Genomic DNA, 15,807 nt, shown 5'->3' with positions numbered 1-15,807 from the left:
CTAGCGGGGCTACGCACGAGACGCAAAACCCGGTCCCGCCGGCCGGAAGATCGGCCTGCCGGGCGCACGCCACTTTTTATCCTTCGCGGCGCTTGACGCGCGACCTGCCGCTGCACATATCGCGCCCGCTGGCACTCTCCACTCGTGAGTGCCAACACCTGTTCTCACCCTTATCAAGAGGTATCAAGCATGGCATTTCGTCCGCTGCACGACCGTGTTCTGGTCCGTCGCATCGAAGCCGAGGAAAAGACCGCCGGCGGCATCATCATTCCCGACAGCGCACAGGAAAAGCCCAGCGAAGGGCTGATTGTGGCCGTCGGTTCGGGCGCACGTTCGGATGACGGCACCGTCACCCCGCTCGACGTCAAGGAAGGCGACCGCGTGCTGTTCGGCAAGTGGGGCGGCACCGAAGTCAAGATCGACGGCGAAGACCTGCTGATCATGAAGGAAAGCGACATCATGGGGATCATTTCCTGATCCGCTGATCCACGCATGTACTTCATCAACTAACTCACTTTCTCAGGAGAAACTCACATGGCAGCCAAGGACGTAAAGTTCTCGCGCGACGCGCGCGAAGGCATCCTCAGGGGCGTCGACACGCTCGCGAACGCCGTCAAGGTGACGCTCGGCCCCAAGGGCCGCAACGTCGTGATCGACAAGAGCTTCGGCGCACCGCGCATCACCAAGGACGGCGTCACCGTCGCCAAGGAAATCGAACTGAAGGACAAGTTCGAGAACATGGGCGCGCAGATGATCAAGGAAGTCGCATCGAAGGCGAACGACGCCGCCGGTGACGGCACCACCACCGCCACCGTGCTGGCGCAGGCCATCGTCAACGAAGGCATGAAGTCGGTCGCTGCGGGCATGAACCCGATGGACCTGAAGCGCGGCATCGACATCGCGGTAACCAAGGTCGTCGAAGACCTGGCCGCGCGTTCGAAGGACGTGTCCGGTTCGCAGGAAATCGCCCAGGTCGGCATCATCTCGGCCAATGGCGACCGTGAAGTCGGCGAAAAGATCGCCGAAGCCATGGAAAAGGTCGGCAAGGAAGGCGTGATCACCGTCGACGAATCGAAGGGCCTCGAATTCGAGCTCGAGACCGTCGAAGGCATGCAGTTCGACCGCGGCTACCTGTCGCCCTACTTCATCACCAACCCCGACAAGATGACCGTCGAGCTGGATGATCCCTACATCCTGATCTTCGAAAAGAAGCTGTCGAACCTGCAGGCGATGCTGCCGATCCTGGAAGCAGCCGTTCAGTCGGGCCGCCCGCTCCTCATCATCGCGGAAGACATCGAAGGCGAAGCGCTGGCCACCCTCGTGGTCAACAAGCTGCGCGGCGGCCTGAAGGTTGCTGCGGTCAAGGCGCCGGGCTTCGGCGATCGTCGCAAGGCGATGCTGCAGGACATCGCGATCCTGACCAAGGGCGAAATGGTCAGCGAAGACCTCGGCATCAAGCTCGAGAACGTCACGCTGAACATGCTCGGCCAGGCCAAGCGCGTCACCATCGACAAGGACAACACCACGATCGTGGACGGTGCCGGTGAAGAAGCCGACATCCAGGCGCGCGTCGGTGAAATCCGCACGCAGATCGACAACACCAGTAGCGATTACGACAAGGAAAAGCTGCAGGAACGTCTCGCGAAGCTCGCGGGCGGCGTGGCCGTGATCAAGGTCGGCGGTGCCACCGAAGTCGAGGTGAAGGAACGCAAGGACCGCGTCGACGACGCGCTGCACGCAACCCGCGCCGCAGTCGAAGAAGGCATCGTCCCGGGTGGCGGTACCGCGCTGCTCTACGCCTCGAAGGCCCTCAACGGCCTGACCGGCGGCAACGAAGACCAGACCCGCGGGATCGACATCGTGCGCCGTGCGCTGACCGCGCCGGTGCGCCAGATCGCCAGCAACGCCGGCCATGACGGTGCGGTAGTCGCGGGCAAGCTGACCGACGGCAACGACGAATCGCTCGGCTTCAACGCCGCGACCGATACGTACGAGAACCTTGTTGCGGCCGGCGTGATCGACCCGACCAAGGTCGTGCGCACCGCGCTGCAGAACGCAGCCTCGGTTGCCGGCCTGCTGATCACCACCGAAGCGGCTATCTCCGACATTCCGGAAGACAAGTCCGGTGGCGGCATGCCCGACATGGGCGGCATGGGCGGCGGCATGGGTGGCATGGGCTTCTAAGCCTGCCACCAGGTCTCCCGACCGAAAACGAAAGGCCCCGCCGGAGCGATCCGGCGGGGCTCTTTCGTCGGACTACTTCAGCGCGCGCCGCTGGAGATCGAACAGCATTACCGGAACCAGGACCAGCCCCAGTGCCAGGCCGGCGCGCACATTCTCGGCACCGTTTTCGGATAGGACGGATCGCATCGCCATGACCCAGGGAAACCAGCCCGCCTGATCAGATCCGGTTATCAGCACCGCCAGCTGCACCAGCGTGCCCGCGATACCGAGTGCCAGCGAGATGACGAAATTGTTCCAGCGAAGCGCCACCCAGAGCTGGATGCACAGGATGGCGAGGCTGCCGAGCGACATGTGGGCGACGAAGCGAATACCTTCGGTCCACGGAGTCGCGCCAGTCGGCACACGACCGGTCAGATGACCCGCACAGGACCCGGCAAGGATCGCACTAGCAATCGCCAGCACCAGCATCAGCGCATGGAGCAGCCACAAGATGCCCAGCTTCGTCAGGAAAAGCTGCCAACGCGGCTGCGGCTGAACGAGCATGAACGACCAGCTGCCGCTGCGGTATTCGATCTGGCCCATCAGGGTCGCCACGGTGGCCAGAAGCGTCGGATTGAGAAACATCGCCCAAAGGGGAATGGTCAGCCGCCCCACCAGTTGCTCCCAAGACGGGATGCCTTCGTTGGTCGCGATCGCCAGCGCAATGATCGCGCCGGGAAGCAGCGGCGGGATCACGACCAGCAGGAGGATGAGCGAACCGCGCAGTTTGCGCAGCTCGACGTCGATCAATGCGATCATGGGCGGTTCTCCTGTTCGCTGTGGGCTTCGAAGGAAGGCTGCGACCCCAGCTTGTCGCGGTACAATCGCTCGAGCCCGTGACTCTCCTGCGCCAGTGCGGAGACGGCGAACCCGCTCTCGACGAGCGAACGGTTGATCTGCGCAGCGGTCAGCCGACCCATCCGGAACACGAGCCGCTCGTCCCCCGAATCCCGGTCTTCTTCGAGGCCAAGGGCGAGCAGTGCCGCGCGCGCCTCCGTCTGGCGGTCGGTAGAGATCGCAATCAGCGGTTCGGTCTCGCTCAATGCGCGAAGCGGACCCTCTGCCACCAGTTCGCCCTGTCGTAGCAACCCGATATGGTCCGCCACTTCCTGCACCTCGCCAAGCAAATGGCTGGAGAGCAAGACTGTCGCGCCGAAACGGGCAGGCAGTTCACGGATCAGATCGCGCATCGCCATGATCCCTTCGGGATCGAGACCGTTCGTCGGCTCGTCGAGCACCACCAGCCTGGGTTGACCCAGCAATGCCCGTGCAAGAGCAGTCCTCTGCTTCATGCCCAGCGAGTAGGTCTTCACCGGTCGATCGGCCGCCCTGTGCATCGCCACCGCGTCGAGAACGCGTCCGATGTCGCGTCTGTCGATCCCCCGCAACCGACAGGCTAGCAGCAGGTTTTCCCGGCCCGTCAAATGTTCGTAGAGGCCATGGCTCTCGATCAGGATACCGACCTGGCCGAGCAAGGCCCTGGGGCGCTGCGCCAGATTCTCGCCGAAGAGCGACACCGTCCCGGCCGCGGGGCGCAGCAGCCCCACGATCAGTCGCATGATCGTGCTTTTCCCGGCGCCGTTCGGCCCCAGAAATCCGTACACACCGCTATCGGGCACGGTCATATCCACATTGCGAACGATCGCACGCCCGCCCAGGCTGAGAGAAAGGCCTTCTGTCCGGATTGCAGCAGTCATAGCGTTGGGGCTCGACAGTTATTTAACTCTGAGTTAAATGATCCGCCTGACGGTAATTTAAGTCAAGGTTAAATTTCTATGTCTCCGATCCGCCTCTCGCTCTGGCTCTCGACCGCCGTTTTCGCCGCGCTCGCCGCCGCGCTGATTCTCGAGTTTTCCTATCCGCTGACGCACGACGCGGCACCGGGCGTGCTCGCGAACCTCGCTGTGCTGCGGCTCCCCAACCTGTTCTATCTCTTCGCGCTGTGGGCGTGCCGCGCTTCCGCGAAGCATCTGGTGGCGGGGGAGCACTTTGCCCGGACCACCCGCCGCCTCGTGTGGCAGGTTGGCCTTGCACTGACGCTGGGCGCCGCCATGCAGACCCTCGGCGTTCCCTGGTTGCTGCTGTTGCTCAAAGGCTGGCCAGGATCGATCGGGGCCTACGATCCGGCAACGCTCACTCTCGCGGCGGTCGGGCTGATGATGATGGTTCTGTCCGGACTCTGGCGTCAGGCGGAACAGATGGCGCAGGAACTAAAGGAATTCATCTGATGCCGGTGCGCGTCACGCTCGATGCCGTACTGGAAGCGCGCGGCATGACCGGGAAAGAGCTGGCATCGCGGATCGGCATCAGCGAGACCCAGATGTCGCTGTTCCGGTCCGGGAAAGTCCGAGGCGTGCGGTTCGCAACACTGAGTGCAATGTGCGCCGCGCTGGAGTGCCTGCCCGGCGAACTGATCGATTACGAGCATTCCGACGAGGATCTCTCCCGCAGCTAGGGATGGAACCTGCCGGTCGCCAGCGATATGCAGGGATCATGGACGCGCGCGTCGAACCGAGGGAAATCGAGTTGTGGGAGGCTGTGTCGCGCGATCCGGCGCTTCAGCGGCGGCTCGTCGCTGCATCGTCGGGGGACGAGGCGATGCAGGTGATCCGCGACTCGGCCCTCGACCCCCAAGGCGCGGCCGCATTATGCCGAGAGGCGTCACCGAGGTGGGACGGCCCACCGCGCGTTCTGCGCGAGAACGCACCCCCGGCGCAATGGCTGCCCGTGCACCTGTTCGAAGACGAGGGCGGCGTGAAGGTGGAGTGGCACCACTTCGGCTTCGCTCGGTTGACCGAGCCTTTTTTCGAACAATCCTGGGCAAGGGCTGCTGCCCTTCCGGCTCAATCGCTGCTCCGGATGCAAACGCCCGTCGACGCATTTCTGGAGTTTCGCGCAGGCCCCCCGCCCGATGGGTTCGTGTTTCACATGTCGCGCTGCGGATCGACGCTCGTCGCGCAGATGCTTGCCGAACTGGACGAGGTGACAGTCGTCTCCGAGGCACCGGTGTCCGATACCGTCCTTCGGCTTCACCGTTCCGGCCGGCTGACAGCGGAGCATTTGCGCGGTGCGGCCGCGGCGCTGACGCGCTTTCGCCATCCCGATGCGCGCCGGGCGGTCTTCAAGCTCGATGCCTGGCATACGCCATGCTGGCGGACGCTCGCTTCCGTTTTTCCCGAAACCCCGGCAATTTTCCTCCATCGCGATCCGATCGAGGTGCTGGTTTCGCAGGAGCGCCGTCCCGGAATGCACGTCACGCCGGGGCAATTGCCGCTATCCTTGTACGGCTTCACCGGCGGGGATGGAATTGCGGGCGCGGATCATGCCGCCTGGGCGATAGCGCAAATCGTCAATGCCGGGCTCGAGGCGGTTGTCCGCGGGTTTGCGGAGCCGGTCGACTTTGCCGAACTGCCCGACGCCATCTTGGAGAAAATCCTGCCGCATTTCGGGATTGCGACCGATGATGCCGCTCGCGAACGGCTGGTCGAGGCAGGCCTGCGATATTCGAAAGATCCGTCGCGCACTTATCTGCCCGATGCGCAAGCGAAGCGCGCCTCTGCCTCGCCCGAGCTGCGCGCCCGGGTCGAAGCCTTCGGGCTCGACCGGATGCACGCCCGCCTTGTCGAAACGCGGAACCGCCCGCACGGGTCTCTGGCGCAGCAGAAGACATCCGTGCGTGTCGGCTTCCGGTTCGATTAGCCTCCCTTGCGGCTGGCTTCGGCGGCAGCAACCAGGTCGGCCGGCCAAGTCACCTGCGTCTGGGTCTGCGGGTTCAGCACGTCGCCGGGATACTGCGCCGCCTCGGCCGCTGCGATTTCCTCTGCGGTGAGAAACTCACTCGGCTCGAGCGCGAAGACGTCGAGCCCGCGGGTGATCTCGGTCGCGTAGATGCGGCCGTCGTACCAGTAGGCCGACCAGTAGCCGCCGGTGACGAGCTGGTCCTCATCGACCGGCCCTCGATCAAAATAGGCAATTTCGAACGGATTTGCGGGGTCGGTGAAGTCGATCACGCTGATCCCGCCCTGATACCATGCCTGCACGAAGATATCGCGCCCCGGCACGGGGATGATCGAGCCGTTATGCGCGACGCAGTTTTCCTTGTCGCTCTGCGGCGCGGGCAGCTTGTACAGGCTTTCGAAGTTCAGCTGGCCGTCCTTGAGCGAATAGAACGCGTCGGCGCCCCAGTTGCGCGGATCGCCCGCCTGGCAGCGCGGCCGCCCGCCACCGCCCCATTCGTCGGTGAACACGACCTGGGTGCCGTCGTTGTTGAACGTTGCCGAATGCCAGTAGGCGAAGCCCTTATCGGTCACATCGTCGATCCGGACCGGTTTGAACGGGTCGGAAATGTCGAGAATGATGCCGTTGCCCGAACACGCCCCCGCCGCGATGTTTTTCGACGGGAACACGGTGATGTCGTGGCACTGGTTGGTGACGTTCGTCTCCTGCGTGCCGTCGCCATGGTTGCCGCCGCGCCAGAGCCCGGCGATCTGGCCGTCCTTGGCGAAGATGCGCGGCGAATCGACGATCCGTGCCCTTGCGGGTTCAGCCACGGGGATCTCGATCACGTCGATGCTGAACAGCGCCGTCTCGTCGCCCGCCGTGTCGAAGCAGCCCGCCAGCTCGGCGTCGTCACGCACGTAGCTGGTGCCCGAATTGTAGACGACGATGCGGGAATCGTCGGCCGAGACGACCGAGTGGGTGTGGCTGCCCCTACAGGTCTGGACCTGTCCGACCTGACGCGGCCTGGTAATGTCGGAAATGTCGAAAATGCGAAGACCGCGGAAGCGATCCTCGCTCACCCGGCCCTGTACGCCCTGCAGCCCGCAATCCTTGCGTGCGCGGCTGTCCTGCACGCTCATCAGCAACAGATCGCCGACGATCGAGACGTCGCCCTGCCCGCCCGGGCAGACGACCGAGCTGATCAGGCTCGGCACGCCGTCCGCACCCAGCCGATAGGCGTTGAAGCCATGGTAGTTACCCGTCACCAGCATATCGCCGGAGAACGCCATGTCGGTATTCGCGAAGCTAAGCAGCGAGCCGCGCTGGCCGAACCGGTCCTTGCTTTCCTCGTCATCCTCGTCGCGCGGATCGGGCTTGGTTGCCGCGACCAGTTCGGCTTCCTCGCCCTCTTCCTTTTCATCGACGATGCGTGGCTGCAGCTGCGCCGGGTTTGCCGGATCGAAGAAGCCGGTCGGCTTGGGCATCGCCGTAACGAGGCGCAGGTTGGAAATAGCCTCGCCCGCGTCGCGGAAGCCCGCCGCCAGGCCCGCTCGCGGATCGTCGGAGATGCGAGCCGCGACCGCATTCATGCGATCGATTTCGCCCTGCTGTTCGTTTTTCACGTCGTTGACGAATTCGAACATGACCGGGTCGTAGGCGGTGCCCGGCTGCTGGAGCAGTTCGTCGACCATGTCGACCGCGCCCTTGTGATGGCGGGTCATCAGCTCGAGGAAGAATGCATCGAACTCGTTACCCTTGAGCGTGGCGAGTCGCTTCATCTGCGCAGGCGTGGCCATCCCCATCGCAGCCATATGTTCGGCATGGCTCATCCCGGGCATGTGCGGCATGTCTTGGGACTGTCCGCGCGACGAAAGCCATTCGCGCATGAACTTCATCTCGTCTGCCTGCGAGGCCGCGATGCGCCCGGCGATCTTGAGCATGTCCGAATTGCTGGTGCGCCCTTCGACCAGCTCGGTCAGCTCCAGTGCCTGCGCATGGTGCGGGATCATCATCTGCATGAACATCACGTCGGCGGGCGAGAAGGCCGTGTCTGCCAGCTTCGTCGCATCCTCCGCCTTGAGCGTGCGACTCTCGGCACCCGGCGCGCCGGGCTGCACGATGGGTGCCTGCTGCGCGAGGGCAGGGGTGGCGATCGCCGTAGCCAGACTGAGCAGGCTGGCAGCGGTCAGAGTGCGGATGATCATTGAGTAGTCTCCCCTAGGTTGGGGCGGAGCCTAGCGCTTTTTCCCGAGAGCGAAAGCCCGCTTTTTGGTGCAGTGCGTGCAACAATTCGCGGTCTCGCGGGTTGGTGTGGCAAAGGAGAGAAAGCCTATGAAACTACCGCACAATGCCCACGTCGCCGTCGTCGATGGCAACCGCTTCATGCTGCTGCAGAACACCGGCCAGCCGTTCGAGCCGAGCCTGAAGATGGTCGAGGAACCATCGCTGGACCCGAGCAACTTCAGCGCGGGCGTGCGCCATCAGGACGATGCCGGTCAGCGGACCGGGGCAACCGATCTCAACGAACTCGCGCACGCTGCGGCGGCGACCGAATGGCTCAACGCGAAGACGGTCGCTGGCGATCTCGAAAGCGTGATGGTGGTGGCCGATCCCAAGACTCTGGGCGAGATGCGGCGCCATTATCATGGCACGCTGGAAAGCGCGCTGGTCGGCGAGATCGACAAGGCGATGACCGGCGAACCTCTCGAAAAGATTGCCAAAGTCATCGCACAAAGCTGATCGAACTCGCGGCGGGTCCCTCAACCCGCCGCAGGTTTTGCAAGGTCGGTCGTGCCAATCTCACGCACACCCCGATTTGGTCTTGAGCCTTTGTTAAGCGCAGGCATTAATGCTGCGAACACGAGAGACGGGCTATGGACGGGGTCATGCTTAAGAAACTTGGGTCACGATTCGCAATTGCACTGGCAGCCACCGCATTGCCGCTCGCTCCTGCGTTCGCACAGGATCTCCAGGGCGGCTCGCTCGAGGCACAGTTCGACACCATGCTCGGCACCGAGGTGCGGGCCCCGCAGACTTTCGAAGCGGTTTACGACACGCCGTTCGAACGTCAGCTCGCGTCGCTTGCAGATGGTTCGAACGGCCGCATCGGCGTTTACGCGATCGATCTGAACACCGGGGAGGAAATCGGTGTCCTCGAAGATCAACGCTTTCCGATGGCGAGCACGAGCAAGGTGGCGATCGCGGCGACCTTCCTCGCCGGTGTCGATCAGGGCCGCTGGAGCTTGTCGAGCGAGTTCGAACTGCCCGGTCGTGGCACCTACATTTCCGCTGGCGAACATCTCAACCTGATGATTACGCGCAGCTGCAACGATTGCACCGATGCACTGCTCAATGCCGTCGGCGGACCGCAGGCGGTGAACAAATGGATGCGCCAGACGGCGGGCATCTACGATTTCGAACTGACCCGCAATATCGCCTCGCTGGTGCGCAACGACGGGCGAATCGATCCCGCTTCGCAGATCGCCTTCGAAGACAGCGCAACGCCGCGTGCGATGGGCAAACTGCTCGCCGGGATTTACCAGGGCCAGTGGCTGACACCCTATTCGCGGCGAGTCCTGCTCGAGGCCATGGGTGGCACCGTGACCGGCAAACGGCGGATGTCCTCGGCTCTCCCGATGAGCGCGAACCTCGCGCATAAGACCGGCACGCTCAGCCGCACCGCCAGCGATATCGGCATTTTCCAGACCCCCGACGGGCACATGGTCGCCGCAGCGATTTACGTGACCGGGCAGAGCGTTTCGATGGAAGTCGAAAACGGCAGCCGGGCTGAAAAGCTGGAAGCCCGCCGCCTGCGGGACGAGCGGATCGCGTCGATCACCAGCGCGCTTTACAGCGGATTTGGCCGGCGCCCCGTGGTCGACGGACGGGTATGGGCATCGGCCGAGTACAACGTCGGCGGTCAGTAAGCCTTAAACTCTTTCGCTGGATGCAAAAAAGGGCGGCGCCGCGAGGCACCGCCCTTCTTGTTTCCCGAGGGAAGCGCGCCTTAGTCGGCTGCGGCTTCGGCCTTGGTTTCGTCCTGCATTTCAGCTTCAGCAGCGTTGGTCGCGTCTTCAGCGTCAGCAGCGGTGTCTTCGACGGCTTCGCCGGTGGCGTCAGCAGCGTTTTCCATGCTGTCGCCCATCGCGTCGACATTGGCTTCGGTATCGGCTGCGGCGCTGTCAGCGGTTTCAGCTGCGGCGTCTTCAGTCTTTTCCGAGCAAGCGGCGAGGCCGAGAGCCGAAACGGCGATGGCCGAAGCCAGAACGATCTTGCGCATAATGTTATTCCCTTTCAAATGTGGCCCAGCCGCGATTGAGGCGCGGCGGGGACGAAACCCCCGTCCCACGGCGGCTTCTGTTTCGTAGATAGTGGCAGGAATGTGGCAACGCAAGCCCCAATTGTGTCACGCGACACTTTTTTGCCTTTTTTGCGCCCCGATCTTCCGACGAAGCAGGCTGACGCGCCGATTGCCCGCTGCTAGCAGGGGCCATGTCCGATAAGCAGCACCTCTATCTGGTCGATGGGTCCGCCTACATCTTCCGCGCCTATCACCGTCTCCCGCCGCTCACCAATCCGGAAGGCACGCCTGTGGGCGCGGTCTATGGATACACCACGATGCTGTGGAAGCTGGCCGAGGATCTGGACAAGGCCGACGGCCCGACGCACCTCGCGGTCGTGCTAGACAAATCGAGCCAGAGTTTTCGCAACGAGATTTACGACCAGTACAAGGCGAATCGCCCCGATCCGCCCGAGGATCTGGTGCCGCAATTCCCGCTGATCCGCGATGCGACGCGCGCGTTCAGCCTGCCGCTGATCGAAGAACCCGATGTCGAGGCAGACGACATGATCGCCTCCTATGCGCGCGCGGCCGCTTCGCAAGGATGGGATGTCACCATCGTATCTTCCGACAAAGACCTGATGCAGTTGATCGGCACCAGCGAGCAGGGCGGCACGATCGACATGCTCGACACGATGAAGAGCGCACGAATCGGCCCCGCGGAGGTCGAGGAGAAATTCGGCGTCGGTCCCGAACTGGTGGGCGATGTGCTCGCGCTGATGGGCGATTCGGTCGACAACATCCCCGGCATTTTCGGTGTCGGGCCCAAGACCGCGACCAAGCTGATCCAGGATCACGGATCGCTCACCGCCGCGCTCGACGCAGCGCCGGAGATGAAGAAGAGCAAGCTCAAGGAACGCCTGCTCGAACATCGCGCCGATGCCGAACTCAGCCGCATCCTGGTGACCCTGAAGGAAGATTGCGAACTGCCGATCGCGATCGAAGACATGAAGCTCGGCAAGATTCCGCCCGAGCCGCTCGTCGCCTTTCTCACCGGACATGGCTTCACCAGCCTGCTCCGCCGCATCGACAACGGCGGGAGCGCGCCCGGCCCAACCACACAGCTGCATCCCGCCAAACCGCAAAACAAGGGCGAGGCGCACGCGCCCAAGGGCAATCGCCAGCCGCCGCCAGAAATGCCCGAAGTGGACCGCAAGGCCTATGAGTGCGTCCAGACCGTCGATCGCCTCGAGGCATGGATCGATCGGGCGTTCGCCGCTCGGCTGGTGGCGGTCGATACCGAGACCAGCGATCTCGACTGCATGCTCTGCGATCTCGTCGGGGTCAGCCTGGCGACCGGGCCGAACGAGGCCTGCTATATCCCGCTCGGCCATGGCAGCGACGATATGTTTGCCGAGAAGCCCACGCAGATCCCGCTCGACGTGGCGCTGGCGAAGCTCAAGCCGCTGCTCGAAAGCGACGCGGTCCTCAAGGTCGGGCAGAACATCAAGTACGACCTCAACGTGCTCGCCCGGCACGATATTCACGTCGCGCCGATCGACGACACGATGATTGTCAGCTTCGCGCTCGATGCCGGCCGTTCGCAGGACGGTATCGGCGGCGGGCACGGGATGGACGAGCTGGCGCAGCGCCACCTCGGCCACACCTGCCTGACCTTCAAGGAGGTGTGCGGCACGGGAAAGAAGGCGATCTCCTTCGGCGAAGTCCCGCTCGACCGCGCGACCGAATATGCCGCCGAGGATGCCGACGTCACCTGGCGGCTGCACGCACACCTGAAACCGCGCCTGGCCATCGAAGGCGGTACGCGGGTTTACGAGCGGGTCGACCGTCCGCTGATCCCTGTAGTCGCCGATATGGAGCGGCACGGCATCCACGTCGACCGCGCGAGGCTCGCCGGCCTGTCGGAAAGATTCGCCAGCGAAATCACCCGGCTCGAAGGTGAGATTCACGAGATAGCCGGCCAGGAATTCGCCGTCGGCAGCCCCAAACAGCTGGGCGAAATCCTGTTCGACAAGATGGGCTACAAAGGGGGCAAGAAGGGCAAGAGCGGACAATACTCGACCGACCAGTCGGTGCTGGAGAAGCTCGACGCCAGCGGCGCGCCGATCGCCACCAAGGTGCTCGAATGGCGCCAGCTCGCCAAGCTCAAGTCGACCTATACCGACGCGCTGCAACAGGCGATCAACCCGCGCACCAACCGGGTGCATACCAGCTACAGCCTGGTCGGCGCGCAGACCGGGCGGCTCTCGAGCACCGATCCCAACTTGCAGAACATCCCGATCCGCACAGAGATCGGCCGCGAGATCCGGCAGGCCTTCGTCGCCGAGCCGGGCAACGTCCTGCTGGCCGCCGACTATTCGCAGATCGAGCTGCGGCTCGCCGCACACATGGCCGATGTCGATCCCTTGCGCGACGCCTTCGCGGCAGGCGAAGATATCCACGCGCGCACCGCGATGGAGATGTTCGGCGAAGTCGATCGCGACACGCGCGGCCGCGCCAAGACGATCAACTTCGCGATCCTCTACGGCATATCGCGCTGGGGGCTCGCGGGGCGCCTTGGGATCGAGGCAGACGAGGCGCAGGCGCTGATCGACACCTATTTCGCCCGCTTCCCCGGCATCCAGCGCTACATCGTAAGCACGCTCGAAAGCGTGCGAGAGCGCGGCTATTCCGAAACCCTGTTTGGTCGCAAAACCTGGTTTCCGCGGATCAATTCCAAGAACCAGGCCGAACGGCAGGGGAGCGAGCGGGCGGCAATCAACGCGCCGATCCAGGGCACCAGTGCGGACATCATCAAGCGCGCGATGGCGCGGATGGCACCGGCGCTGGAGCAGGCGGACCTCAAGCCCGGCCAGCCAGACGGCGTGCGCATGCTGCTGCAGGTACACGATGAACTGGTGTTCGAACTGCCCGAAGACCTGGCGGAACGCGCCAAGCCGGTGATCGAACGGACCATGGCGGAAGCTGCGCAACCCGCTGTCTCGCTATCGGTGCCGCTGGGTATCGATATCGGCACGGGGAGAAGCTGGGACGACGCGCATTGACGCCTTCGCCAGACCCCATCCCGCGCCCCGCCCCGTTTCGCGTATTCATCCGCCGGTGGTTCAACTGGCTGGTGCTCGGCGCGATGGCGGGCGCGATCCTCGGCTCGATCGCGCTGCTGCTGTCGACCGGTGCCGCCGAACGCGCCGAACGTGCGCAGGTCCAGCGTGCCGACGACGTGCTGCTGTTTCTCGACCAGATCGAGCGTTCGGCATTGTCTGCGGAAAGCGCCCAGCGCGGTTATTTCATCACGCTCGACCCGCGTTACATCGAACCGTACCAACAATCCCGCACACAGGTTTCCGACGCGCTGGCCAACCTCGACCGCGCGCTGGGCGATGATGCGAGCAAGGCGCAGCGTCGGCATTACGATTCGGTGATGGCTGCACTCGATGACAAGTTCAGCGAGCTCGACGAGACGATCGGGATGGTCGACCAGGGCAGGATACTCGACGCCCGGCGGCGCATTCTGGAAGGTGCCGGCTATAATGCGATGCAGCGGCTGACGGCGGCAATCAACCGGCTGAGCGACATCGAGAACCAGTTGCAGGCCGAACAGAGCGTGCGCGCGCGCGCCGCAGAAGGCCGCATTCTACCGGTGCTCGGCCTGCTGCTGTTGCTGCTCATCGGCGCGATCGTGCTGGGTGCGATCCTGGTGGCACGTGCCGCCCAGGCGGAGACCGAGGCGGCGCAGGCACGCGAACTGGAGATCGCGCGCGATCGTGCGAGCCTGCTCGCGCAGGAGCTCAACCACCGGGTCAAGAACCTGTTCGCGATGGTCCTGGCGATCGTCCAGATGAGCGCGCGCGAGGCAAGCGAGGTCGCCGAGTACAAGGAGCGGATCGTCTCGCGCATCCACGCGCTGCTCACCGCGCACGAAGTGACACAGGGCACGGGCACCGCAGCGGACCGTCTCTCGCGCAAGGGCGGCGCATCGGTGCGCGCGCTGGTGGAAGGGACGGTCGAGCCGCATGTCTCCAATAGCAAGCGACTGCTGATCGACGGCGAGGACCAGATCATCGACCGCATGCAGGTAACGCCGCTGGGGCTGGTCCTGCACGAGTTGACCACCAACGCAGTGAAGTACGGCTGCTGGCGGGATGCCGGTCTGCTGACGGTGCGCTGGCGCAGCAACGGCGACCTGCTGCGGCTCGAATGGGAGGAGGAAGCCGATACGACGGGCGCGACCGTCGCCGAAGACGATACACCTCGCTCGGGCTCGCAGGGCGGCTTCGGCAGCACGCTGATGATCGGTGCCGGCAGGCAGCTTGGGGGCGAGGTCGAACGCACCTTCGGGCCGCGCGGCGTAACGGTGAGCATTGCTTTCCCCCCTCGGCCCAAGGGCAGCGCAGGTTGAACCTGCGCGGCGCGCGCCGTACCTGCTCGATACGATGACCCTCCTGTCTCTCAACGATTTACCGGCTCCACGCGATTGGCCGTCGACCATTGGTCTGGACGTGCCGCTCGACGACTTGCTTATCACTGCCGCGATCCTGGGTATCGCGGTGGCGGTGGCAGTATTGCTGCACCGGCTCGCCTTCGGCCTTCTCAGGCGCGCGAACGCGCACGGCCATTTGGGTTATGGCGAACCGGTGTTCGATGCGGTGCGCGGCCCCTCGCGCTGGCTGGCGGTGGCGATCGCCATTTCGGCGGTGGCCGAGCGATGGCCGCTGATTCAGCCGGGGTGGGAGGCGATTTCGGATTTCCTCGCCCCGCTCATTCTCGGCTGGCTCGCGCTTGGCTTCGTGCGCGGACTTTCCTCTGCGCACGAGCGGCGCATGGAGATGCTGCTCGAACCGATGCAGATGCGCAGCCGCAAGACGCGGATCGAGATTTTCCGGCGCACGGCATCCAGCCTGATCATCGTCATCACGATTGCGCTCGTCCTGCTGGGCATTCCCGGCGTCCGGCAGGTTGGCGTAACGCTGATGGCGTCGGCGGGGCTCGCCGCGCTGGCCATCGGCGCTGCCGCCCAGCCCGCTCTCAAATCGCTGATTGCCGGAATCCAGATGGCATTGACCGAGCCGATCCGCATCGGCGACATGGTCAAGATAGACGGGACCGTGGGACGGATCGAACAGATCCGCATGACTTTCGTGATGATCCGCGTGTGGGACGAGCGGGTGCTGGTCGTGCCGACGGGCAAGTTCTTCGAAGAAAGCTTCGAAAACTGGTCGCGCGCGGGTGACCGGCTGACCGGCGTGGTGATGCTCAATCTCGATCCGATCGCCGATGTCGAGGCGATCCGGCACGCATTTCTCGAATACGTGCAGGCGCACGAGCTGTGGGACGAACGCGATGCGAAGGCACTGGTGGTCGATGCCTACCCGGAAAGCATCGCGCTGCGCCTGTCGATGACGGCCGGAGATATCGGCGAAGCGTGGGACCTGCGCTGCGCGGTGCGCGAATACATGCTGCAATGGCTGCGCGAGAACCAGCCGGAGGCGCTGATCCGGCACCGGCTTGAAGTCGAAGCCGCGAACGAACGCGGCACCGAAGCTTAGGCCCGACCGTTCGAGAGC

The 15,807-nt window shown here is 64.1% G+C and carries 14 protein-coding genes; 10 read left to right on the top strand and 4 right to left on the bottom strand.

The window, feature by feature from the left end:
• Nucleotides 1-189: 189 nt before the first annotated feature.
• Together groES and groL are read left to right on the top strand one after the other, a co-directional pair.
• Nucleotides 190-477, top strand: coding sequence for a co-chaperone GroES (gene groES / locus AAG591_RS07295; RefSeq protein WP_342530446.1), 288 nt, complete (start codon nucleotides 190-192; stop codon nucleotides 475-477).
• Between the two features lie 57 nt (nucleotides 478-534).
• Nucleotides 535-2,184 carry a chaperonin GroEL gene (gene groL / locus AAG591_RS07290; RefSeq protein ID WP_342530444.1) on the top strand — a complete coding sequence of 550 codons (1,650 nt, stop codon included), beginning with the start codon at nucleotides 535-537 and terminating at the stop codon, nucleotides 2,182-2,184.
• 72 nt (nucleotides 2,185-2,256) lie between these two features.
• On the opposite strand, the gene AAG591_RS07285 is transcribed toward groL, so the two are convergent.
• Nucleotides 2,257-2,982 (bottom strand): ABC transporter permease, encoded by a 726-nt coding sequence (locus AAG591_RS07285; protein WP_342530442.1) that lies wholly within the window; start codon nucleotides 2,980-2,982, stop codon nucleotides 2,257-2,259.
• Nucleotides 2,979-3,920 carry an ABC transporter ATP-binding protein gene (locus tag AAG591_RS07280; protein WP_342530441.1) on the bottom strand — a complete coding sequence of 314 codons (942 nt, stop codon included), beginning with the start codon at nucleotides 3,918-3,920 and terminating at the stop codon, nucleotides 2,979-2,981. The genes AAG591_RS07285 and AAG591_RS07280 overlap by 4 nt, the downstream gene beginning before the upstream one ends.
• A 78-nt stretch (nucleotides 3,921-3,998) precedes the next feature.
• Here AAG591_RS07280 and AAG591_RS07275 point away from each other — a divergent pair, with 78 nt between their 5' ends.
• The 3 genes from AAG591_RS07275 to AAG591_RS07265 are packed head-to-tail and all read left to right on the top strand — an operon-like array spanning nucleotide 3,999 to nucleotide 5,922.
• Entirely contained in the window at nucleotides 3,999-4,451 is a 453-nt protein-coding gene (locus AAG591_RS07275) for a DUF2975 domain-containing protein (protein WP_342530440.1), read from the top strand.
• Entirely contained in the window at nucleotides 4,451-4,678 is a 228-nt protein-coding gene (locus AAG591_RS07270; protein ID WP_342530439.1) for a helix-turn-helix domain-containing protein, read from the top strand. Before AAG591_RS07275 ends, AAG591_RS07270 begins: the two co-directional genes overlap by 1 nt.
• A 38-nt stretch (nucleotides 4,679-4,716) precedes the next feature.
• Nucleotides 4,717-5,922: a hypothetical protein gene (locus tag AAG591_RS07265; protein ID WP_342530438.1), complete on the top strand. Its 1,206-nt coding sequence runs from the start codon at nucleotides 4,717-4,719 to the stop codon at nucleotides 5,920-5,922.
• On the opposite strand, the gene AAG591_RS07260 is transcribed toward AAG591_RS07265, so the two are convergent.
• Complete coding sequence (locus tag AAG591_RS07260; protein WP_342530436.1) at nucleotides 5,919-8,147, bottom strand: DUF305 domain-containing protein; 2,229 nt, start codon at nucleotides 8,145-8,147, stop codon at nucleotides 5,919-5,921. The genes AAG591_RS07265 and AAG591_RS07260 overlap by 4 nt on opposite strands.
• Before the next feature lie 127 nt (nucleotides 8,148-8,274).
• Here AAG591_RS07260 and AAG591_RS07255 point away from each other — a divergent pair, with 127 nt between their 5' ends.
• Nucleotides 8,275-8,682 (top strand): baeRF12 domain-containing protein, encoded by a 408-nt coding sequence (locus tag AAG591_RS07255; protein ID WP_342530435.1) that lies wholly within the window; start codon nucleotides 8,275-8,277, stop codon nucleotides 8,680-8,682.
• A gap of 146 nt (nucleotides 8,683-8,828) precedes the next feature.
• Entirely contained in the window at nucleotides 8,829-9,869 is a 1,041-nt protein-coding gene (locus tag AAG591_RS07250; protein WP_342530434.1) for a serine hydrolase, read from the top strand.
• Nucleotides 9,870-9,949: 80 nt separating this feature from the next.
• On the opposite strand, the gene AAG591_RS07245 is transcribed toward AAG591_RS07250, so the two are convergent.
• Nucleotides 9,950-10,222: a hypothetical protein gene (locus AAG591_RS07245; protein WP_342530432.1), complete on the bottom strand. Its 273-nt coding sequence runs from the start codon at nucleotides 10,220-10,222 to the stop codon at nucleotides 9,950-9,952.
• Nucleotides 10,223-10,434: 212 nt separating this feature from the next.
• On the opposite strand from AAG591_RS07245, the gene polA reads away from it, so the two are divergent.
• The 3 genes from polA to AAG591_RS07230 are packed head-to-tail and all read left to right on the top strand — an operon-like array spanning nucleotide 10,435 to nucleotide 15,789.
• The gene (polA, locus tag AAG591_RS07240) at nucleotides 10,435-13,287 is read left to right on the top strand and encodes a DNA polymerase I (RefSeq protein WP_342530430.1); all 2,853 of its coding nucleotides are present in this window, start codon (nucleotides 10,435-10,437) and stop codon (nucleotides 13,285-13,287) included.
• Entirely contained in the window at nucleotides 13,284-14,642 is a 1,359-nt protein-coding gene (locus AAG591_RS07235; RefSeq protein WP_342530428.1) for a sensor histidine kinase, read from the top strand. The genes polA and AAG591_RS07235 overlap by 4 nt, the downstream gene beginning before the upstream one ends.
• Before the next feature lie 34 nt (nucleotides 14,643-14,676).
• Complete coding sequence (locus tag AAG591_RS07230; RefSeq protein WP_342530427.1) at nucleotides 14,677-15,789, top strand: mechanosensitive ion channel family protein; 1,113 nt, start codon at nucleotides 14,677-14,679, stop codon at nucleotides 15,787-15,789.
• Nucleotides 15,790-15,807 lie beyond the last annotated feature (18 nt).

Source organism: Citromicrobium bathyomarinum, from assembly GCF_038594485.1.
GTDB classification, from domain to species: Bacteria; Pseudomonadota; Alphaproteobacteria; order Sphingomonadales; family Sphingomonadaceae; genus Alteriqipengyuania; species Alteriqipengyuania bathyomarina_A.
Note: the sequence above shows the minus strand (reverse complement) of the source record. Positions and strands in the feature narration are given on the sequence as shown.

Bases quoted from the DNA above. Each gene is read 5' to 3' on its own strand.
- AAG591_RS07245 (WP_342530432.1), bottom strand. From the start codon at position 10,222: ATGCGCAAGATCGTTCTGGCTTCGGCCATCGCCGTTTCGGCTCTCGGC.
- AAG591_RS07280 (WP_342530441.1), bottom strand. From the start codon at position 3,920: ATGACTGCTGCAATCCGGACAGAAGGCCTTTCTCTCAGCCTGGGCGGG.
- groES (WP_342530446.1), top strand. From the start codon at position 190: ATGGCATTTCGTCCGCTGCACGACCGTGTTCTGGTCCGTCGCATCGAA.
- AAG591_RS07230 (WP_342530427.1), top strand. From the start codon at position 14,677: ATGACCCTCCTGTCTCTCAACGATTTACCGGCTCCACGCGATTGGCCG.
- AAG591_RS07255 (WP_342530435.1), top strand. From the start codon at position 8,275: ATGAAACTACCGCACAATGCCCACGTCGCCGTCGTCGATGGCAACCGC.
- AAG591_RS07270 (WP_342530439.1), top strand. From the start codon at position 4,451: ATGCCGGTGCGCGTCACGCTCGATGCCGTACTGGAAGCGCGCGGCATG.
- AAG591_RS07260 (WP_342530436.1), bottom strand. From the start codon at position 8,147: ATGATCATCCGCACTCTGACCGCTGCCAGCCTGCTCAGTCTGGCTACG.
- AAG591_RS07265 (WP_342530438.1), top strand. From the start codon at position 4,717: ATGGACGCGCGCGTCGAACCGAGGGAAATCGAGTTGTGGGAGGCTGTG.
- AAG591_RS07250 (WP_342530434.1), top strand. From the start codon at position 8,829: ATGCTTAAGAAACTTGGGTCACGATTCGCAATTGCACTGGCAGCCACC.
- polA (WP_342530430.1), top strand. From the start codon at position 10,435: ATGTCCGATAAGCAGCACCTCTATCTGGTCGATGGGTCCGCCTACATC.
- groL (WP_342530444.1), top strand. From the start codon at position 535: ATGGCAGCCAAGGACGTAAAGTTCTCGCGCGACGCGCGCGAAGGCATC.
- AAG591_RS07275 (WP_342530440.1), top strand. From the start codon at position 3,999: ATGTCTCCGATCCGCCTCTCGCTCTGGCTCTCGACCGCCGTTTTCGCC.
- AAG591_RS07285 (WP_342530442.1), bottom strand. From the start codon at position 2,982: ATGATCGCATTGATCGACGTCGAGCTGCGCAAACTGCGCGGTTCGCTC.